This window comes from Megasphaera jansseni, assembly GCF_047974155.1.
Lineage (GTDB): Bacteria > Bacillota > Negativicutes > Veillonellales > Megasphaeraceae > Megasphaera.
In genome coordinates this window covers 88,684-110,276 of record NZ_JBHYRR010000007.1, presented here as the reverse complement: position 1 = coordinate 110,276, position 21,593 = coordinate 88,684, and the positions used below count along the sequence as shown (strand labels likewise).

Here is a 21,593-nt window from a genome sequence, read left to right as displayed (position 1 = left end):
CACCAGGGCGCATAGGAAGCGACTCACGGACTTCGCCGAGGAGCTGTAAGGGCTTCTCATCCAGACAGACTACCGGCCGCTTGCATGAATAAGAACGTTCATACACGTCGATGATGTCCTCCATACAGGCGACAAAATCGGCATCCTGCTTCTTGGGAATGCACCAGTAGTCCTTCAGGTGAGGTCGCAATGCGTTTTTTTTAGCCTCCGCCGAACAGCTTCTTCACCGGCAGTGAGGCCGAGCTCGATTCTCGCGCGTTCTGTGAGGAGCTTGATGGTCCATCTGGCATATCCTTCAGGTGGGGCGCTACAGGCCATGGCGATGATTCTGGCCTCCATGGCACCGTCAATCTTGCGCGTGGCATTGTCCGAATTCACATTGCGATTCAAGGTCAGCGTGCGCTGAAGCCCGCACTCACAGTAAAGCTTGACGATATTGCAGACCATCTTCAACGATACACCGAGGTAATACGCACAGTTGCGATACGTGGTGTCGGGATTGGTGTTGCAGTCCAGTGCCAGCAAAATCTGGCAGCGTTTCTTGATAGTGTTGCACGTCTTATTTGAGCGCAAGACCTTTTTCAGCTGATTGCGCTCTTCGTTCGTCAACATGATCTTGTACTTACGGCTGTGTCTACTCATGATACAACACCTCCATGCTGGTGACTATGTCTATATGCCTATTATACCAGAAAGAGTTAGGTAATGTATATATGAGGGAGGTCCTACACTAGCCCCTAACTACTAGCCCCTAACCACTTAAAAGGGGCTGTCGCACGAAGGTTTTTGCCATCATGCGAGGCCCCTTCAACTTAAAAGTTTTTCGTTCGTAGTTCATCGTTCATCGCGATGGATTGATATTTTTAATCCCATACGACAAACGATGAACGACCTACGATCAACGTAAAAAGAGGCTGTCTTAATGCGACAGCCTCTTTTTGCGCGACCTGCGCCCTACGGGGCGCCCTTACGAGCCACGAGCCACGAACCACGAGCCACTATTTACTTGACAAATTTAATGAAATCCGGTTTCCGCGGGGCTGCGGCCGGTTCCGGGCCGTCGCCGTAGCCGACGATGCAGTGGCCGACGCCGACGAGGTGTTCCGGCAGGCCCCATTCTTTGAGGAGGGCTTTTCCTTCGGGCGTTTCAAATTCTTCTTTGGCCCGGTTGATCCAGCACGAGCCGAGGTGCAGGGAGGCTGCGGCGTTCATGAGGTTGCCCATGATGAGACAGCCGTCCGACCAGGCGTTGGGGGATTTTTCCATGTCGGCCAGGACCAGGAGGACTGTCGGGGCACCGTACATGGGGTCACTCGTCGTACCCATGATTTTCGCGTTGAGGGCGCTCAGGCGGGCCAGGGTATCCGTGTCTTGGATGACGACGATGGTACAGGGCTGCAGGCCGTGGCCACTGGCAGCGTTCATGCCGGCCTGCAGGATCAGGTATAAATCTTCGTCAGAAATCTGGGCTTTCTTGTACTTGCGGATACTGCGCCGCGTAATGAGGGTATGGATGGTTTCATTCATGATGTTCACTCCTAATGAAAATATTCTATTGCATTTTTGTTATCATTATAGGGTATTTCTGATTCATAGAAAAGGTTTTTGCTAGGACATTTCACGCCTTTTTAGGACTTTTTATAATTCCTTTATAATTCATTTACATTGCCTTTACGCTGGCAGGGCCTTCTTTCTGACGCCTCTAGCAGGAGATGTGTAAAGTGTGCTATAATAAAACGATTAAGATAGACAGTGATAACAGCATTAGTAGGAGCGATAGCATTGAAACGACAAGCACCGGAACTTTCACAACAGTATATCCAGCCTTTGGCCGATGTCTTCAAGGTCCTCGGCGATCCGACGCGGCTGCGCATCCTGCGCGTCCTCATGAATCAGGAAGTCTGCGTCCGCGATATTGCCGATGAACTCGGTATGGGCCAATCTGCCGTATCCCATCAGCTGCGTATCCTGCGCGATGCCCGGCTGGTCCAGTTCCGCCGGGACGGCAAGACGGTATACTATTCGCTGGCCGATGCTCATGTCTTTACGCTGCTCGACGTCGGCTTGGAACACGTTGCCGAATAAAAGGGGTACATAAAGGGGGAGTAGTTTATGTATGTTTGTTTAATGCGTCACGGAAAGGCCGAGCCTTTTGATCTGCATCAGCCTGATAAACTGCGTGAACTGACTGAAAAAGGATGTAATCAGGCGTCATCCATGGCGAAATGGGCTGCGTCATGGTGGCCGTCGGGGAAAACAGCCCTGTGGGTCAGCCCGTATGTGCGGACCTGTCAGACGGCTGCTTATTTAGAAAAGAATCTGCCTATTGGACAGTTCCATACGCATAAAGCGATCGCGTCGGGAGACTTGGTCGCCGTATATGATGAGATTTTGAGCCGTGAAACAGCGGATGTCGTCTGCATCATCGGCCATTCGCCCTTCCTCGACCGCTGGGCGCAGGCCTGGACCGGGACGGCTGTCGACTTCAAGACGGGCAGCATGGCCCTGTTCGATTTCGATATCCACGGAGGCCGCATCGGTTCGGCATCGCTGCTTTTCTATGTCCATCCGAAGGCCTTGAAATTCTTGGGACCTTCTTATAAAGAATAAATTGGAGGTTTTACTCATGATGAAACACGTTTTATCCATTGCTGGTACGGATCCTTCTGGCGGAGCCGGTGCCGCTGCGGATTGCAAGACTTTTTGCGCCCATGGCTGTTTTGCCTTGAATGTCATTACTGCCGTCGTTTCCCAGAATACCCAGGGCGTTCGCGGCTATATGGATGTCACGCCGGACCTCATCGCCTCGCAGATTGATGCGGTCTTTGAAGATATCGACGTCGATGCCGTAAAAATCGGCATGGTCAGTGTACCCGAGACGATCCGCGTCATCGCCGATAAGCTGAAACAGTACCAGCCGCCATACACCGTCATCGATCCGGTCATGGTCGCTACCAGCGGTCATCGCCTGCTGGTACCGGAAGCCGAACAGACGTTGAAGGAAGTCCTTCTTCCCATGGCCGATGTCCTGACGCCGAACCTGCCGGAAGCGGAAGTGCTGACGGGGAAGACCATTGAAAGCCTGCACGATATGGAAGAAGCGGCGAAAGCCATTGCTGCCATGGGGGCCAAAGCCGTCCTGGTCAAAGGCGGCCATCGCATTGCCGATGCGACGGATATCCTCTTTGACGGCCATGATTTTCATTATTATAAGGGGAAACGCCTGGAAAGCACGAGTACCCACGGGACGGGCTGCTCCTTGTCGAGTGCCATCGCCTCGAACCTGGCCAATGGCCTGAGCCTGCCAGACGCTGTCGGCGCGGCTAAGGAATACGTCTTTGAAGGCATTGCCCATGCCGAACCGATTGGCAAGGGCCATGGCCCGATTCATCATTTTTATGAATTATATAAGAAAGCAGGGTGGACGAAATGAAATTAACACATTCTTGGAAGAAACTGTGCTGCCTGGTCATGGCTGCGGCCTCCATCGGCAGTATGGCATTGGCCGCTTCGCCGCAGGCGACATATGAAGAAGCGGCCCGCAACATGGCTGCCCATCCTCAGGGCTCGTATACACTGAAATTGGGCCTCAAGATGCCTTTTGTCGGTGACGGCGCTATTGTCAATAATATCGACGTCCAGGAACGGCCTTTCGTTATCCAGTCCCAGGCCAAGACGACGGGCTTTGCAGCGACAACGTTGCAGAAGGCTCCGGAAGGGAAGGCCTATGCTGTACAGAACGGCAAGAAAATCGACGTCTACTATAATGACCAGGGCGATGATAAATCGTGGCAGAAGAAGAGCTATGATTTGAAGAACAGCCAACCTCTGGCCGATTATCTGACAGGCGACCACAATGTCCTGGCGGGCGTGAAAAAAGTCACAGCTGCCGGCGGCAATGATTACAACGTCGTCTTTGATGCTTCCCGCATCTATAATCCGGCCGACCAGGCCGTATGGAAGAAAAACGGCATGACCGATGAACAGATCCGCGTTACGGCTAAAGTCCTCCAGAGCTTGCAGCAGTGCGGCGACTTGACGACGGTCGTCACTATTGACCCGGCGACGAAGCGCATTTCCCGCATCTCCCTGCCCCTGACGGACCAGCTGCGCAGCCTGGCCCTGACCCTGATCGATGAATATGGCCGCAGCGACGCCGACAAGGCCGTAGCCCAGTCGTTCATCAAGTTGAGCGAAGTCAGCCTGACCATCGATTGCACGGCCCTGCCGCAGGGAACGACCCTGACCGTGCCGAATAAAGTTATTAAGGCTGCGAAATAAATGTAAATTTTTTATGAAAAGGTAAGAGTTTTCACAAAAAAAGAGGATAAATTATTGACAGAGTCCCGGAAATAACGGAAAATATGATAGAAGGAAAAATTTCCATTACTGTTCGTTATATCTTCATATAGGATAGACCTGCAGCCTGGCGTGCCGGGCTCCGGTTGGAACGGATACAACTATATTTATTTTTAGGAGGTATATTTTGGCTAAAAAAGAAAAACTCATGGTAATTCCCTTAGGTGGTTTAGGTGAAATCGGCAAGAATATGACAGTCATCCAGTACGGAAATGATATCATCGTCATCGATGCCGGCCTGGCCTTCCCGGATGACGACATGTTCGGCATCGACCTCGTCATTCCGGACATGAGTTACTTGATTGAAAACCGGGATAAAGTACGGGCCGTCGTCATCACCCATGGTCATGAAGACCATATCGGCGGTTTGTCCTATTTACTCAATGAAGTAAATGTGCCCGTATACGCTACCAAACTCGTATGCGGCCTCATCGAAGGGAAACTGAAAGAAAACCACATTACGAATTATACACTGAACGAAGTGCATCATGGAGATGAAGTACAGATAGGCTGCATGAAGGTCGGCTTCATCCATACGAACCACTCCATCCCTGACGCCAGTGCCCTGTATTTCCGGACTCCCGTAGGTACCATCGTCCATACAGGCGACTTCAAGATGGACCTGACTCCGGTCGATGGCCGGCAGATGGACATCCATAAATTTGCTGAATTAGGCCGCCGCGGCGTCCTGTTGCTCATGTCGGACAGCACCAATGCGGAACGGCCGGGCTACACCGAATCGGAAACGACCGTCGGCCATGCTTTCCGCAAAGCTTTCCGCGCTGCAAAAGGCCGTATTATTTTGGCGACATTCGCCTCGAATATTTCCCGTATCCAACAGGCTATCAATACGGCAGTGCAGTTCAAACGCAAAGTCACCGTCCTCGGACGCAGCATGGTCAACAACGTCCAGATTGCCATTGAACTGGGCTATCTCGACGTTCCCGAAGGCGTCCTCATCGAACCGGATGAATTGAACCGTTATCCCGATGACCAGATCCTCATCCTGACGACGGGCAGCCAGGGCGAACCCATGGCCGGCCTGTCGCGCATGGCTTCCAACAACCATCGCAGCGTCAGCATCATGCCGGGTGATACGGTCATCATTTCGGCTACGCCTATCCCTGGCAATGAAACCGGTGTCGGCCGCACCATCGACAACCTCATGCGCCTCGGCGCCAACGTCATTGCCGGCCGGGATAAGAAGATCCACGTATCCGGCCATGCCAGCCAGGAAGAACTGAAGCTCATGCTGGAACTGATCAAGCCGAAGTATTTCATCCCCGTCCACGGCGAATACCGCATGCTCAAGACCCATGGTGACCTGGCCGTCATGATGGGCGTTGCCAAGGACCACGTCCTCATCGGCGACAACGGTCAGATTTTTGAATTCTCGAACCGTTCCGGCCATAAGACAGGCCATGTCAATGCAGGCCGCGTCTTCGTCGACGGTCTCGGCGTCGGCGATGTCGGCAACATCGTCATCCGCGATCGCCAGCAGCTGGCCATGGAAGGGGTCGTCATCGTCGTCATGACCCTGGCCAAAGGGACGAGCCATCCCCTGGCCGGCCCGGATATCGTTTCCCGCGGCTTCGTCTATGTCCGCGATTCGGAAGAGTTGATCCGCGAAGCTCATGACCGCGTCGCCGCCGTACTCGAACGCTGCGAAGCCGGCAATATCCGTGAATGGGCTGTCATCAAGTCCCAGGTCCGCGATACGCTGAGCCGCTATCTCTATGAAAAGACACGGCGCCGTCCGATGATCCTGCCGATCATCATGGAAGTATAATTTGATATTCTTTACTGTGACAGCGGAGGCATCTCGTGCCTCCGCTGTTTCTCAGTCCCGACGAAAGGGGGAACTGTTATGGAGCAGAGGCGTGTCACGCCGCTGACGACGGCCGGCTGTTTTGCCGCCATTATGCTGGTATTTGCGCTTCTCAGTACATACGTGCCGATTTTTTCTTTTATTGGTTATTTCATCATGCCCATTCCTATGGTCATCATCTTCATGAAATACGGCCTGCGCCAGGCCTTGCTGCTGGGCGTGACCGTCGGATTCCTCATGGGGTTGTTCATCGATCCGGTGACGGCGCTGGTCCAGCTCTTGAGTTTTGGTGCCGTCGGCCTGGCCCTGGGGGCTGGCTTCCGCTATGAGTGGTCGGCTGTGCGGCTCTTGGGAACGGTTACGGCGGCTCTGGTCGCCGTCTTCGTCGTCATCGCCCTCTTGTCCTATGTCGTCCTCGATGTCAACGTCTTCACGCAGATGAATGACTTCTTTACGCAGTTCATGGACAGCATGATGGCCGAGTACCAGAAGCAGGGCATGTCCGACGTCAAATTGGCGGAAACGCGGGCCCAGCTCAATCAGGTCCGGGACATGCTGCCGTCGCTGCTGCCCATGTTCCTCTGTCTGGGGACAGCCATCATCGCCTACGCGAACATCAAGATTTCCCAGGTCATCCTGCGCCGTCTGGGCTTCTCGCTCAAGGCTTTTTTACCTATCCGTTATTGGGAAATACCCCGTAGTATGATATACTTATATATATTGGCATTGGTCATGAAATACTGGGGAGTGACACGGGATATTACCTGGCTCAATATCATCGGCATGAATCTCAATCAGATTGCCTTCTTCTTCATCTGCATCCAGGGGATTGCCTTCGTCTTTTATCTCCTCAGCCGCCGTTTCCGTTTAGGGAATGGCCTTCAGGCCCTGATCCTCATCTCATTTTTTGTCATGCCTGTTTTTTCGTATGCTGCCTTTTTAGCCGGCATCTTCGACATGCTTACGAATTATAGAAAAAAAGGTCGTACGCTTTAGTACGCAGGGGGCGGAACCATGTTTAAAACATTGCTGTCAAGGCGGTCGGAAGAACCCTTCTTCCTGATTACGGTCTTGCTGCTTATCATCATTGCCGTATATAATTGGGTCATTGCCTTGCTGGCCCTGATCCTCATCGGCGGGGCTTATGTCCTGACCCGCAAGAACCATAACGAACGCAACCGGGAAATCAGCCAGTTCTTCGACGCCATCTCGAAGAGCGTCGACCAGGCTTCGACGTATGCCGTGCAGAATCTGCCTATCGGCATTGCCATCATCGACATGCAGTCCAACTTGTGCTGGGCCAACAGCGTTTTCCGCGACTGGGTTGGTGACATCGACAACGACCAGCAGCTGGACCACATCATGCCGAACTTGAAAGTCGATAAGTTCTGGGGGAAATCGGGGTATTTCTTTGAACACATCGGCGAACGCTATTACCGCGTCGTCTACAAGTATTTGCAGACCGAAGCTGCTGACGATGACAATTACCTCATCCTCTATTTTGAAGATATTACCGATACGGAACGGCAGAAGCTGAATTCCCTGGCCGCTGTCCCCGTCTTCTGCGATATCGAAATCGATAACCTCGAGGAAGTGGCCAAGGGGATGACGGCTGTCCAGCGGGCTACGCTGGTGACGAATGTCAACAACTGCCTCATCGGCGAATTATCGGGCCAGAACTGCTTCATCCGGGCTTATGGCAATGAGAAGTACATTGCCTGCATGAGCCGGGATACGCTGGAATATTATAAAGAAGATAACTTTTCGTTCCTGGAAAAAGTACGGGCCATCCATACGGTCAACCGCATCCCGGTGACGCTCAGTATGGGCATAGCCCTCTTCCCGAGCGACGTCATCGCAGCGGGCAAGGCGGATTTCAATGAACTGGCCGATAAAGCGCGGGCCGGCCTCGACCTGGCCCTGGGCCGCGGTGGCGACCAGGTCGTCGTCTACGAAGAAGACGGGTCGCCTCACTTTTACGGCGGCAAGACGCGCTGCGTCGAAAAGAACACCCGCGTCCGGGCCCGCGTCGTCGCCCAGGCCATCCATGAACTCATCGACACCTGCGATATGGTCCTGGTCATGGGCCATGAACGGGAAGACTACGACAGCATCGGTGCGGCCGTCGGCGTAGCTCATATGGCCCGCCTGGCAGGCAAACCGGTCCACGTCGTCGTCAGCAACCAGACCGATGCCATCCGGCGCTTGGAAGATCAGATCATGGATAATCCTGATTTCAAGGATCTGCTCATTTCGGCGGAAACGGCTGAGAATATCTGCAACAGCCAGACCCTGCTGTTCATCGTCGATACGCACCGCCCGGATATGACCGTAGCCCCGGCTTTGCTGGACGAGACGGACCGGCGCGTCGTCATCGACCACCACCGCCGCAGTTCGGACTTCATCAAGAAGCCCCTGCTGACCTATACGGAAACGTCGAGTTCTTCGACGAGCGAATTGGTGACGGAACTCTTGCAATATTTCCAGGAAGATGTAGAATTGACGAAGATCGAAGCGACGGCCCTCTATGCCGGCATCATCGTCGACACCAAGAACTTCGCCGTCCAGACCGGCGTACGCACTTTCGACGCCGCGTCGTATCTGCGCCGCTGCGGAGCTGACCCGGATATCGTCCGCGAGCTCTTCAGCTTTGACTTCGATACCGTCAAGGACCGGGCCCTGATTTTGTCCGGTGCCCAGATCAGCGACGGCATCGCCACGGCCAGCTGCCCCAAGGGACAGCGCAATGCCACCATCATCGCCGCCCAGGTAGCGGATATGCTGATCAATATCGACAACGTCGAAGCCAGCTTCACCTTCTATTATCTGGCCGATGACTGCATCGGTGTCAGTGCCCGCTCGAAAGGCGAAATCAATGTACAATTAGTCATGGAAGCCCTCGGCGGCGGCGGTCATCGTACCGTTGCCGGCGTCCAGCTCCGTGGCCGGACCCTGGTCGAAGCCCAGGGGGACGTCATGGCAGCCCTCCATGAAATCATAGATAAAGACAAGGAGATTGATGAAAAATGAAAGTAATCTTATTACAGGATGTAAAGAAACTCGGTAAGAAAGGGGACATCATCGAAGTATCGGAAGGCTATGGCCGCAACTTCCTCCTGCCCCGTAAATTGGCAGCTCCTGGCACGTCGGAAAACCTCAACGATGCCAAACAGAAAAAAGCCGCTGCCAAACATAAAGCCCAGGTCGCTTCGGATGAAGCCGTCATCCTGGCCAGCCAGCTGAAGAAAGTCGAACTGACCATTCCCGTCAAAGTCGGCGAAGGCGGCAAAGTCTTCGGCGCCATTACCGGCAAGACCATCAGCGAAGCTGCCAAAGCCCAGTACGATATCGACCTGGATAAGAAGAAAGTAGAAATCAAGGATCCGATTAAATCGCTCGGCGATTACGATGTCACCATCCGCGTCCATCCGACGGTTACCAGTGTCATCAAAATACACGTTGTAGAAGGCTGATCATAAGCCATAAGGGGATACAATGAAAGAATTATTGGACAAATTATTACAGCGCCATAAGTACCTCGAACCGACGGCGGAGGAAGAACTCCGCCGTCAGGTTAACGTGCTTTATGGCGCTTTTACTGGTCTTATAGGGTCTGAAAAGATGGTCCTCCGGGCCAGCAAGTATTCTGCCTTGTCGTACATCCATTCCGAAGACCCGCGCCAGCGCCTGGTCGGCCTGCAGCGCCTCATCTATGAAGACGTCTCGTACGATAAAGTACCTGATGACGATGAAGTCATCAACGTCCTCAACGAACTGGAAATGGTCCTGGCCGAGATGCTGGCTCGTCAGGCCGTGGAAGAACGGCTGGAAAAGAAAATCAGCCAGCGCATGGATGAAAAACAACAGGAATACGTGCGGGAAATCAAGATGGAACTCATCAAAGAGGAACTGCACGACGTCGAAACGCCGCAGACTAAGCGCAAGCTCAAGGAACTGGATGACCTGGAAAAAGTCCATCTTACCGAATCGGTCATGGAACGGGTCCGTCCCAAACAGCTCAGCGCCATCGTTGGACAGGAACGGGCTGTAGAAGCCATGCAGAGCAAGTTATCGTCTGTCTATCCGCAGCACCTGCTCCTTTACGGACCACCTGGCGTCGGCAAGACGACGGCTGCCCGTATCGTCCTCGACGAAGCCAAGAAACTGCCTTTTACGCCTTTTGGGGCCGATGCGCCTTTCGTCGAAACGGACGGGACGACGCTGCGCTGGGATTCACGGGATATGACCAATCCCCTCATCGGCTCGGTCCACGACCCGATTTACCAGGGCGCCCGCCGCGACCTGGCCGATACGGGGATTCCGGAACCGAAGCCGGGCCTGGTCACGGAAGCCCACGGCGGCATCCTCTTTATCGACGAAATCGGCGAAATGGACCCGATGCTGCTCAACAAGCTGCTGAAAGTCATGGAAGACAAGCGGGTCCGTTTTGAATCGGCTTATTATGATGAAGACGATCCGAACGTGCCGCAGTATATCAAGAAACTCTTTGCCGAAGGCGCTCCGGCTGATTTCATCCTCATCGGGGCGACGACGCGGGACCCGTCGGAAATCAACCCGGCCATCCGGTCGCGCTGTGCCGAAGTCTTCTTTGAACCCCTCATCCCGGCGGATATCGAACAGATTGTCATCAATGCCGCTGCCCAGTTGGGAGCGGAACTGGAAGACGGCGTAGCGAAACTCATCAGTGAATTCACTATCGAAGGCCGTAAGGCCGTCAACATCCTGGCCGACACGTATGGCCTGGCTGTCTTTAGATCAGGCTCCAAGGACCACGTGCGCATCACCTGTGACCACGTCCGCCGCGTCGCCCAGATCAGCCGTCTCGTGCCTTATGTGACGGAAAAGGCCAGCGACACGCCTGTCATCGGCAAGGTCTTTGGCCTCGGCGTCGCCGGTTATCTCGGCTCAGCCATTGAAATCGAAGCGGTCGCCTTCCCGGCACGGGCGCCGGGCAAGGGCTATTACCGTTTCAACGACACGGCCGGCTCCATGGCCAAGGACTCCATGTTCAATGCGGCCGCTGTCGTCCGCCGCATGACGGGCAAGGAACTGTCCGATTACGACGTCAACATCAACTTCGTCGGCGGCGGCAATATCGATGGCCCATCGGCAGGCTGTGCCATTACGACGGCCCTCATCTCGGCCGTCACAGGGACGCCGGTCCGCCAGGATATGGCCCTGACCGGGGAAATTTCCATCCAGGGCCAGGTCAAGCCCGTCGGCGGTGTCTTTGAAAAGGCTTATGGCGCCCGTCAGGCCGGCATGAAAGGCATCATCATCCCTAAGGAAAATGCCCATGATATCCCAGAACGCCATTTAGGCCTGGATATCCACTATGCCGTCACCATCGACGACGTGCTGAAACTGATGTTAGTCGGACAGGGGGAAGCATAATATGGAACAGCGGATTCCACCGCAGAATGTAGAGGCCGAACAGGCCGTCCTGGGGGCGATGCTCTTATCCCATGATGCCGTCATCGTCGCCATGGAAAAGCTCCAGCCCCGCGATTTTTACCGCGACGTCCATCGCATCATCTTCGAGGCCATGGAACACCTCCATCGGGAAAATAAAGAAATCGACGTCATCACCTTGCCGGAAGAATTGAAACGCATGAAGAAGCTCGATGATGTAGGCGGTATCGAATATGTCCTGAGCCTGCCGAATCTGGTGGGGTCAGCGGCCAATATCGAATATTACGCCAATATCGTGGCTGAGAAAGCCTTGTCGCGCAATCTCATTTCGACATGTACCGAACTGACGACGGAAGCCTATGATGGTCAAAAGGAAACGGAAGAACTCCTGGACGATGCCGAACGGCGCATCCTCCAGCTGTCGGATACGAAGAACCGCGGCGATTTCGCGTCCGTCGGCGCCGTCGTCGAAGTGACCCTCGACAAGATCACCAAGCTCTATGAAAATAAAGCGGGCCTGACCGGCCTGCCGACGGGGTTCCGTGACCTGGACCGCATGACGTCGGGTTTGCAGCCGTCAGACCTGATCCTGGTCGCTGCCCGTCCGAGTATGGGCAAGACGGCGTTTACCTTGAACATCGCCCAGAACGTCGGCGTTCGCCAGCATAAGACGGTAGCCTTCTTTTCCCTGGAAATGTCTCAGGAACAGCTCGTCCAGCGCCTGCTCTGCCAGATCGCCCATATCGATTCGCAGAAACTGCGCACAGGCCAGCTCAACAGCGATGAAGAATGGACGCGCCTGACCGATGCCTGCGATAAGCTCTATGAATCGCCTATTTACATCGACGATACGCCGGGCATATCCGTCGCCGAAATGCGTTCGAAAGCGCGGCGCCTCAAGTCGGAACACGGTCTGGACCTGATCATCGTCGACTACCTGCAGCTCATGCAGGGCCGCAATGCCGAAAGCCGTCAGCAGGAAATCTCCGAGATTTCCCGGTCCCTCAAGGCCCTGGCGCGGGAACTGAAAGTACCGCTCATCGCCTTGTCCCAGCTCAGCCGAAGTGTCGAAAGCCGGCAGGATAAACGGCCTATGCTCAGCGACCTCCGTGAATCGGGGGCCCTGGAACAGGATGCGGATATCGTATCCTTCTTGTATCGTGAAGATTACTACGATAAGGAAACGGAGAACCAGCACATTACGGAAGTCATCCTGGCCAAGCACCGCAATGGTCCTGTCGGCTCGGTCAAGCTCTATTTCAAGAACGAGTTCACGTTATTCCTCAACCTGGACACGCAGCATGAAGGATAGGTACGAATTTATTTAAAAAAAGTGAAAAAGGTACTTGCATTATTCCGTGGGGTATAGTATACTAATTAAGTCAGCGGTTCTGACAGAGACTTTTGAAACGGGGTTTTGCCTCGTCAGAAGAAATAAGAAAAGCTGATAAAAAAGTTCTTGACAGAACGTCAGTCCTTTGATATAATAGACTACGTTCCACGGAACAGTAAGCCAACGTAGCTCAATTGGTAGAGCAACTGACTTGTAATCAGTAGGTTGTAGGTTCAAGTCCTATCGTTGGCTCCAGTAAATGGTGGGGTTCCCGAGTGGCTAAAGGGAGCAGACTGTAAATCTGCCGGCGTTTGCCTTCGAAGGTTCGAATCCTTCCCCCACCACCAATTATCGCGGGGTGGAGCAGTTGGTAGCTCGTCGGGCTCATAACCCGAAGGTCGTAGGTTCAAGTCCTGCCCCCGCTACCAAATTTTTTTACTGTCAGGTAAAAAAACAACTTCATAATTGGCTTTGACCAGTTCATAAGCTGTTGTAGCTCAGTCGGTAGAGCGTATCCTTGGTAAGGATAAGGTCACCGGTTCAATCCCGGTCAATAGCTCCACACATGGCGGCTTAGCTCAGTTGGCTAGAGCATGCGGTTCATACCCGCAGTGTCCAGAGTTCGAATCTCCGAGCCGCCACCACACTAATAACCTCGTGCATACGAGGTTATTTCTATATGCAAAAATATTTTTTGTTTAATTTTCCTTTTTTTTAAGCAAAGAGTATGGATGTGTGATAGAATACAAGTGGGTAGCTGTTTTTTTTCCTAAAGGAGGAAATGATTACAATGGCAAAAGAACATTATGAAAGAACAAAACCGCATGTTAATATCGGTACGATTGGTCACGTCGACCATGGCAAAACGACATTAACAGCTGCTATTACGAAAGTATTAGCAAAGAAGGGCTTTGCCAAGTTCGAAGATTACTCCGATATTGACAAGGCTCCGGAAGAACGTGAACGTGGTATTACGATCAACACGGCGCACGTCGAATACGAAACGGAAAAACGCCACTATGCACATGTTGACTGCCCGGGGCATGCTGACTATGTCAAGAACATGATCACTGGTGCAGCTCAGATGGATGGTGCTATCCTCGTTGTATCCGCAGCTGACGGCCCGATGCCGCAGACTCGTGAACACATCCTCCTGGCCCGCCAGGTCGGTGTACCGGCTATCGTCGTATACCTCAACAAAGCTGACCAGGTCGACGATCCGGAACTGATTGAACTCGTTGAAATGGAAGTCCGTGACCTCCTGACTGAATATGATTATCCTGGCGATGAAGTACCTATCATCGTAGGTTCTGCTTTGAAAGCCCTCGAAGGCGATCCGGAAGCTGAAAAATCTATCCTCGATTTGATGGATGCCGTCGACAACTATATCCCGACTCCGCAGCGTCCGACGGACCAGCCGTTCCTGATGCCTGTCGAAGACGTATTCACCATCACTGGCCGTGGTACCGTTGCTACGGGCCGTGTCGAACGTGGTACGATCAAAGTTGGCGACGCTGTCGAAATCGTCGGCCTCGCTGATAAACCGAAAGATACTGTCGTTACGGGCGTTGAAATGTTCCGTAAGATCCTCGACCTCGCAGAAGCAGGCGATAACATCGGTGCCTTGCTCCGTGGCATCGACCGTAAAGACGTCGAACGCGGCCAGGTCCTGGCTAAACCGGGCACGATTCATCCGCACACGAAATTCAAGGCTCAGGTCTATGTCCTGACCAAAGATGAAGGCGGCCGTCATACGCCGTTCTTCAACGGCTATCGTCCGCAGTTCTACTTCCGTACGACCGACGTAACTGGCGTCATCACGCTGCCGGAAGGCACTGAAATGTGCATGCCTGGCGATAACGTCAAGATGGAAGTCGAACTGATCACACCGATTGCTATCGAAGCTGGCCTGCGCTTCGCTATCCGTGAAGGCGGCCGTACCGTAGGTGCCGGTGTCGTATCCGAAATCGAAGGCTAAAAAATAATAAACGCAGTTGGCTGTTCGCAGTCCGCTGTTCGCAAAGGGGCTGTCGCACGAAGGCTTCTGCCATCATGCGAGGCCCCTTTCTCTTTATAGTTTGCAGCATGGAGTTGGTAGTCTGTAGAAATGGGATTTAAATTTTTAACCATCCGCTAACAACTAACTGCTAACCACTAACAACTTAAAAGGGCTTGTCGCACGAAGGTTTTTGCCATCATGCGAGGCCCCTTCAACTTAAAAGTTTTTCGTTCGTAGTTCATCGTTCATCGCGATGGATTGATATTTTTAATCCCATACGACAAACGATGAACGACCTACGATCAACGTAAAAAGAGGCTGTCTTAATGCGACAGCCTCTTTTTTTGTATGTATTGATGCGCGAGGTCACAGATTGTGAATTATTTATCGCCTGTCTGCGCAATTGTAGGGGCTTGCACGTGGCGAGCCCGCTTCTAGTATAATGAGAGAATGATGGTAACTGTAACGTAAGGTACCCGTCAGAAGCCTCTCCTCATAGGAGAGGTGGCCCGAAGGGCCGGAGAGGTTAACCTCTCAGTCAGCTGCGCTGACAGCTCTCCTAGCAGGAGAGCCCTACTAGCCACGAACCACGAGCCACGAACCCCGAACCCCTAACCCCTAACCGCTAACCCCTAACCGCTTAGCCTTATCCCTAGCCACTATCCCCAATCCCGGGTATAATAGAACTACACACAAGAGGAGGGTACGAACATGAATATTGCTGAAAATACGGCTGATACGGCGCAGCAGGCGGCTAATGCCGTCCAGGCCGATGTCCAGAACCAGGTCACGCAGAGCGTCACGACGCTGGACCACTTGAAGGATTTCCTGCTCAATCACGGTCCCGATGTCCTCTATGCCATCGTCATCTTCATTGTCGGCCGCTATGTGGCCCGGGCCTTCAAAAATCTGGCTGTCCGCATGATGACTCACGCCAATTACGATCATACGGTCATCACCTTTGTCAGCCAGCTGATTTATTATGCCATCATGGCCCTGGTCCTGTTGTCGGCCCTGAATAAGGCAGGGATTCCGACGAATTCCTTCTTGGCCGCTTTTGGCGCTTTCGGTCTGGCTGTCGGCCTGGCCTTGCAGAGCAATCTGTCGAATTTCGCGTCTGGCCTGTTGATCCTGATCTTCAAGCCTTTTAAAGCGGGAGACTGGATTGCTGTCGGCGGCGTGGAAGGCAGCGTCAAAGGGATTCAGATGATGAATACGGCGATTACGACGAAAGACAACAAGACGATCTTCATTCCGAATTCCAGCATCACTTCGTCTCAGGTGACGAACAGTTCTTACCAGCAGGAACGGTACATCACTTTTTTCTTCGACATCGGCTATCAGAATGACCATCACAAAGCCATCGCCCTGCTGAAGCAGATCTTTCAGGAGGATAAGCGGGTCCTCAATGCCGATACGATGGAAATCGGGATACGCGAATTTGCCGAAAGCTCCGTACGCATCGCCGCCTTTCCCAAGGTCGCCAAAGAAAATTATTATCCCGTCTATTACGACACCATGTCGAAAGTGAAGGATACGTTCGATGCCAACGGTATTGATATACCTTATCCGCAGCGCGTAATTTATATACAGAAAAATGAACAATAAAACGTTACTCTATGAACGTATTTTCAGCTATTTCTCAGGAAATAGCTGTTTTTTTTATACCATATCCGTAGTATGTGAAAAAAAGAATAAGGACCGGAAATAAGAATCCTCGCCAAAATCGGGATATAATCTTGCGTTTTTCGTCTAACTAAGACTTTATCTATACTTTAATAGCATTATTAAGCTGTTGATTTATGCTCTTTTTCTATTATATAATATTATCATATTGTTCTGGAATTAATTATTTAATCATTAATAGTCTTTGAGCATATAATAAGTTCAAAAAAGAACAAAGAAAGAGGGTATTTGTATTATGGTATTTTTATTGGCGTTGTCACCTATTTTATGGCTCATCGTTTCTTTGGGCTTCCTGAAGATGCAGAGCTTCAAGGCGTGTCCTATTGCCTTGATCATTTCTTTTGCCGTCGCCCTGGCCTGGTATCACATGCCGGGCATGGATGCCGCTACGGCAGCCCTGGAAGGCGTGGCCTTGGCATGCTGGCCTATCTTATTGGTCATCATCGCCGCTATCTTTACGTATAATCTGACCTTGTATACCAAGAGCATGGATATCGTCAAGCACATGCTGACGACGGTCAGCAAGGACCGCCGCGTCCTGGCCCTGCTCATCGGCTGGGGCTTCGGCGCCTTCATGGAAGGTATGGCCGGCTTCGGTACGGCTATCGCTATCCCGGCATCGATGCTGGTTGCCCTGGGCTTCGATCCCATCAAGGCTATCCTGGTTTGCCTGGTCGCTAACTCCGTTCCGACGACATATGGCTCCATCGGCATCCCGGCCAGTACGCTGGCTAACTTGACGGGTATCGATCCGGTACAGTTGTCGACGTATATCAGCTTGCAGCTCCTGCCGCTCAACATCCTTTGCCCGTTCATCATCGTCGCCATCGTCGGCGGCTCGCTGAAAGCCCTTAAAGGCGTCTTCATGATTACCCTGCTCTCGGCGTTAGGCCTGGCAGTGCCTGAACTCATCGTATCGGCCTTTGTCGGTCCGGAACTGGCTGTCATGGGCGCATCTATCGTCATCATGGCCCTTATCGTCTTGTATTCCCATTTCCGGCCCGTCGATGATCCGGAATATGCCATGGATATCAATCCGGCTCACGTACCGATCCGCGGCGGCCTGCTGGCTTGCCTGCCGTTCATCTTGATCTTCGTATTCTTGCTGCTGACATCGAAACTCGTTCCCTTCATCCATGCACCGCTCATGGCCATTAAATCGTCGGTCCTCATCTATACGGGGCAGGGAGGCGTACCTTATACTTTTGTCTGGGTCAATACACCGGGCATCCTCATCTTGTTGGCCGCCTTCATCAGCGGCAAGGCCCAGTCGGCCCGTTTCAGTGAAATGTTCTTCGTCTTGCTGAATACCATCAAAGGTCTCCGCAATACGATTATCACCATCATCGCCGTCATCGCTACGGCTAAAGTCATGGGCTACAGCGGCATGACATCGGATATCGCCCGCACGGCCGTCGAAGCTACGGGCATGATGTATCCGGCCATTGCACCGCTCATCGGTTCTGTCGGCACGTTCATCACCGGTTCGGGCACATCGAGTAACGTCCTGTTCGGCAACCTCCAGACCGATGCCGCTGCCGCTATCCATGCCAATAAAGCCTGGCTGGCCGCTGCCAACTCGGCCGGTACCTGTGCAGGCAAGATGATTTCGCCTCAGAGTATCGCCATCGCCGTCGGGGCCATTTCCCTGACCGGCAAGGATAACGAAATCCTCCAGGCAATCATGAAAGTTTACGTACCATATATCATCCTCTTAGGGGCCATCGTCTACTTCGGACAGGTCCTGGTAGGGTAGGGGAAAAAGGGACTGTCGCACGTGTGACAGTCCCTTTTGCTGTAGGGGCTTGCACGTGGCAAGCCCGCCTGAAATGTGATGTAGACGTTATACATGACAAATAATATGCGTGAAAACGTTCAATATACTCCAATCTATTATGTTCCATACAATCATAATGGGCCTGTCTTAGAATATGAGTGATTATTCATTTTGGGGAGAGCGCCACCAAATATCCAACGGGTCGCCCACGTGGCGACCCCTACAGCGCAAAAAAGCTGCCGCATTAAGCCATCTGGGCTTCGTGCGGCAGCTTTTTTAGATGATTCAGGCGAACCACGAACCACGAGCCCCTAGCCACGAACCCCTAACCCCTAGCCCCTAAACTTCCTATTACGAACTATTCTAAAACGAAAGAATAAGTACGAATTTTCACATACTATAACGAATTGTCATGCTTGATTTTTAACAGTACCTTTTGGTCATGACTGTTTTACAGGGCTTTCCAACTTTATGATAAATAATATCATTTTAATTAAAGAGATACATGCTTAAAATATCTCTGTTATATCAGTATATAAGCAGTTTTATCGGCTTGACTCACTGAAAAATTATAGTTCAGTAAATAATTATAAATATCATAATTTATAATTCTAAAGTGGAATAGATTTGTAGATTTTCTATTCCTTGTGACTAATTTGTCCCGATTTATTCATTGACGTTATTAATTTTCCATGATATTATTCTAGTCAGTAATTCACCTTTGGAAAATTTTCACAAAGGTATACGACAGTAGCGACGACAGCGTCGGTACATTCCACATAGCAGGAGGAAGTTACGGTAATGAGAAAAGTAGAAATCATTACAGCTGAACAAGCAGCTCAGCTCGTAAAAGACAACGACACGATTACGTCTATCGGTTTTGTCAGCAGCGCCCATCCGGAAGCACTGACCAAAGCCTTGGAAAAACGGTTCTTGGATACGAACACTCCGCAGAACCTGACTTACATCTATGCTGGTTCCCAGGGCAAACGTGATGGCCGTGCTGCAGAACATCTGGCACATACGGGTCTTTTGAAACGCGCCATCATCGGTCATTGGCAGACAGTACCGGCTATCGGCAAACTGGCTGTTGAAAACAAAATCGAAGCGTACAACTTCTCGCAGGGCACGTTAGTTCATTGGTTCCGCGCATTGGCAGGTCACAAACTCGGCGTCTTCACCGACATCGGTCTGGAAACCTTCCTCGATCCCCGTCAGCTCGGCGGCAAGCTCAATGACGTAACCAAAGAAGACCTCGTTAAATTAATCGAAGTCGATGGTCATGAACAGCTTTTCTACCCGACCTTCCCGGTCAACGTAGCTTTCCTCCGCGGCACCTATGCCGATGAATCGGGCAACATCACCATGGACGAAGAAATCGGGCCTTTCGAAAGCACTTCCGTAGCCCAGGCCGTTCACAACTGTGGCGGTAAGGTCATCGTCCAGGTCAAAGACGTCGTCGCTCACGGCAGCCTCGACCCGCGCATGGTCAAAATCCCTGGCATCTATGTCGACTATGTCGTCGTAGCTGCTCCGGAAGACCATCAGCAGACTTATGACTGCGAATACGATCCGTCCCTCAGCGGCGAACATCGTGCTCCCGAAGGCGCTGCCGACGCAGCTCTCCCCATGAGCGCCAAGAAAATCATCGGCCGCCGCGGCGCTTTGGAATTGACTGAAAACGCTGTCGTCAACCTCGGCGTCGGTGCTCCGGAATACGTTGCTTCCGTTGCCGGTGAAGAAGGTATCGCTGATACGATTACCCTGACCGTCGAAGGCGGCGCTATTGGTGGCGTACCGCAGGGCGGTGCCCGCTTCGGTTCGTCCCGTAATGCCGATGCCATCATCGACCATACCTATCAGTTCGACTTCTACGATGGCGGCGGTCTGGACATCGCTTACCTCGGCCTGGCTCAGTGCGATGCTTCTGGCAACATCAACGTCAGCAAGTTCGGTACCAACGTTGCCGGCTGCGGCGGTTTCCCGAACATTTCCCAGCAGACCCCGAATGTTTACTTCTGCGGCACCTTCACGGCTGGCGGCTTGAAAATCGCTGTTGAAGATGGCAAAGTCAAGATTCTCCAGGAAGGCAAAGCCAAGAAGTTCATCAAAGCTGTCGATCAGATTACTTTCAACGGTTCCTATGCAGCCCGCAACGGCAAACACGTCCTCTACATTACGGAACGCTGCGTATTCGAACTGACCAAAGACGGCTTGAAACTCATCGAAGTCGCACCGGGCATCGATATTGAAAAAGATATCCTCGCTCATATGGACTTCAAGCCGATCATCGATAATCCGAAACTCATGGATGCCCGCCTCTTCCAGGACGGCCCGATGGGTTTGAAAAAATAATTCATTTACCAGTTGATTCTTTATAAAGAAAGGTGAAAACCGTGTATACTCTCGGAATCGACGTTGGTTCCTCCTCTTCCAAGGCCGTCATCCTGGAAGATGGCAAGAAGATCCTCGCCCATGCCGTCGTTGAAATCGGTACCGGCTCGACCGGTCCGGAACGCGTCCTGGACGAAGTCTTCAAAGGCACCAACTTAAAAATTGAAGACATGGCGAATATCATCGCCACAGGCTATGGCCGTTTCAATGTCGACTGCGCCAAAGGCGAAGTCAGTGAAATCACGTGCCATGCCAAAGGGGCCCTCTTTGAATGCCCCGGTACGACGACCATCCTCGATATCGGCGGTCAGGACGTCAAGTCCATCAAATTGAATGGCCAGGGCCTGGTCATGCAGTTTGCCATGAACGACAAATGCGCCGCTGGTACAGGCCGTTTCCTCGACGTCATGTCGAAGGTACTGGAAATCCCCATGTCTGAAATGGGGGACTGGTACTTCAAATCGAAGCATCCCGCTGCCGTCAGCAGTACCTGCACGGTTTTTGCTGAATCGGAAGTCATTTCCCTTCTTTCCAAGAATGTCCCGAAAGAAGACATCGTAGCCGGTGTCCATCAGTCCATCGCCGCCAAGGCCTGCGCCCTCGTGCGCCGCGTCGGTGTCGGTGAAGACCTGACCATGACCGGCGGTGGCTCCCGCGATCCCGGTGTCGTCGATGCCGTTTCGAAAGAATTAGGTATCCCTGTCAGAGTCGCTCTGCATCCCCAAGCGGTGGGTGCCCTCGGAGCTGCTTTGATTGCTTATGATAAAATCAAGAAATAAGTCAA

Annotated in this window: 17 protein-coding genes, 5 tRNA genes and 1 pseudogene; 20 read left to right on the top strand and 3 right to left on the bottom strand. The window is 52.4% G+C overall.

Features of this window, described 5'->3' with window-relative positions:
- The 3 genes and pseudogenes from ACE418_RS04380 to ACE418_RS04370 all read right to left on the bottom strand — a co-directional run.
- Positions 1-190 (bottom strand): annotated as a pseudogene (locus tag ACE418_RS04380) (hypothetical protein); the annotation flags it as partial.
- Entirely contained in the window at positions 175-642 is a 468-nt protein-coding gene (locus tag ACE418_RS04375) for a helix-turn-helix domain-containing protein (RefSeq protein ID WP_416449468.1), read from the bottom strand. The gene ACE418_RS04375 and the pseudogene ACE418_RS04380, both read right to left, overlap by 16 nt.
- Positions 643-1,002: 360 nt before the next feature.
- The gene (locus ACE418_RS04370; RefSeq protein ID WP_416449467.1) at positions 1,003-1,527 is read right to left on the bottom strand and encodes a nitroreductase family protein; all 525 of its coding nucleotides are present in this window, start codon (positions 1,525-1,527) and stop codon (positions 1,003-1,005) included.
- Positions 1,528-1,782: 255 nt separating this feature from the next.
- Here ACE418_RS04370 and ACE418_RS04365 point away from each other — a divergent pair, with 255 nt between their 5' ends.
- The 20 genes from ACE418_RS04365 to ACE418_RS04270 all read left to right on the top strand — a co-directional run bounded on the left by ACE418_RS04365 (position 1,783) and on the right by ACE418_RS04270 (position 21,588).
- The gene (locus ACE418_RS04365; protein ID WP_014015692.1) at positions 1,783-2,085 is read left to right on the top strand and encodes an ArsR/SmtB family transcription factor; all 303 of its coding nucleotides are present in this window, start codon (positions 1,783-1,785) and stop codon (positions 2,083-2,085) included.
- Between the two features lie 42 nt (positions 2,086-2,127).
- Positions 2,128-2,610 carry a SixA phosphatase family protein gene (locus ACE418_RS04360; RefSeq protein ID WP_416449466.1) on the top strand — a complete coding sequence of 161 codons (483 nt, stop codon included), beginning with the start codon at positions 2,128-2,130 and terminating at the stop codon, positions 2,608-2,610.
- A gap of 16 nt (positions 2,611-2,626) precedes the next feature.
- Complete coding sequence (gene thiD, locus ACE418_RS04355; RefSeq protein ID WP_416449465.1) at positions 2,627-3,433, top strand: bifunctional hydroxymethylpyrimidine kinase/phosphomethylpyrimidine kinase; 807 nt, start codon at positions 2,627-2,629, stop codon at positions 3,431-3,433.
- Complete coding sequence (locus ACE418_RS04350) at positions 3,430-4,281, top strand: hypothetical protein (RefSeq protein ID WP_416449464.1); 852 nt, start codon at positions 3,430-3,432, stop codon at positions 4,279-4,281. The genes thiD and ACE418_RS04350 overlap by 4 nt, the downstream gene beginning before the upstream one ends.
- A 205-nt stretch (positions 4,282-4,486) precedes the next feature.
- Positions 4,487-6,148 (top strand): ribonuclease J, encoded by a 1,662-nt coding sequence (locus ACE418_RS04345; RefSeq protein WP_292261375.1) that lies wholly within the window; start codon positions 4,487-4,489, stop codon positions 6,146-6,148.
- A 78-nt stretch (positions 6,149-6,226) separates the two neighbouring features.
- The gene (locus tag ACE418_RS04340) at positions 6,227-7,183 is read left to right on the top strand and encodes a YybS family protein (protein ID WP_416449463.1); all 957 of its coding nucleotides are present in this window, start codon (positions 6,227-6,229) and stop codon (positions 7,181-7,183) included.
- Between the two features lie 18 nt (positions 7,184-7,201).
- Complete coding sequence (locus tag ACE418_RS04335) at positions 7,202-9,217, top strand: DHH family phosphoesterase (protein ID WP_416449462.1); 2,016 nt, start codon at positions 7,202-7,204, stop codon at positions 9,215-9,217.
- Positions 9,214-9,660, top strand: coding sequence for a 50S ribosomal protein L9 (gene rplI, locus ACE418_RS04330; protein ID WP_416449461.1), 447 nt, complete (start codon positions 9,214-9,216; stop codon positions 9,658-9,660). Before ACE418_RS04335 ends, rplI begins: the two co-directional genes overlap by 4 nt.
- A gap of 22 nt (positions 9,661-9,682) precedes the next feature.
- Entirely contained in the window at positions 9,683-11,602 is a 1,920-nt protein-coding gene (lonC, locus tag ACE418_RS04325; protein WP_416449460.1) for a Lon family ATP-dependent protease, read from the top strand.
- Position 11,603: 1 nt separating this feature from the next.
- Entirely contained in the window at positions 11,604-12,932 is a 1,329-nt protein-coding gene (gene dnaB, locus ACE418_RS04320; RefSeq protein WP_416449459.1) for a replicative DNA helicase, read from the top strand.
- Positions 12,933-13,132: 200 nt separating this feature from the next.
- A tRNA-Thr gene (locus ACE418_RS04315) sits at positions 13,133-13,208 on the top strand.
- A 6-nt stretch (positions 13,209-13,214) separates the two neighbouring features.
- A tRNA-Tyr gene (locus tag ACE418_RS04310) sits at positions 13,215-13,300 on the top strand.
- Between the two features lie 5 nt (positions 13,301-13,305).
- Positions 13,306-13,381: transfer RNA gene (locus ACE418_RS04305), tRNA-Met, on the top strand.
- A 58-nt stretch (positions 13,382-13,439) separates the two neighbouring features.
- Positions 13,440-13,515, top strand: a tRNA-Thr gene (locus ACE418_RS04300).
- A 5-nt stretch (positions 13,516-13,520) separates the two neighbouring features.
- Positions 13,521-13,597, top strand: a tRNA-Met gene (locus ACE418_RS04295).
- 146 nt (positions 13,598-13,743) lie between these two features.
- Complete coding sequence (tuf, locus tag ACE418_RS04290) at positions 13,744-14,931, top strand: elongation factor Tu (RefSeq protein WP_416449458.1); 1,188 nt, start codon at positions 13,744-13,746, stop codon at positions 14,929-14,931.
- A gap of 732 nt (positions 14,932-15,663) precedes the next feature.
- Entirely contained in the window at positions 15,664-16,560 is an 897-nt protein-coding gene (locus ACE418_RS04285; RefSeq protein WP_416449457.1) for a mechanosensitive ion channel family protein, read from the top strand.
- 313 nt (positions 16,561-16,873) lie between these two features.
- A complete protein-coding gene (locus ACE418_RS04280; RefSeq protein WP_416449456.1) occupies positions 16,874-18,394 on the top strand; it encodes an L-lactate permease in 1,521 nt (506 codons plus the stop codon).
- Between the two features lie 822 nt (positions 18,395-19,216).
- Positions 19,217-20,770: a propanoyl-CoA transferase Pct gene (gene pct, locus ACE418_RS04275; protein ID WP_416449455.1), complete on the top strand. Its 1,554-nt coding sequence runs from the start codon at positions 19,217-19,219 to the stop codon at positions 20,768-20,770.
- Positions 20,771-20,811: 41 nt separating this feature from the next.
- The gene (locus ACE418_RS04270; RefSeq protein ID WP_416449454.1) at positions 20,812-21,588 is read left to right on the top strand and encodes an acyl-CoA dehydratase activase; all 777 of its coding nucleotides are present in this window, start codon (positions 20,812-20,814) and stop codon (positions 21,586-21,588) included.
- Positions 21,589-21,593: the final 5 nt, after the last annotated feature.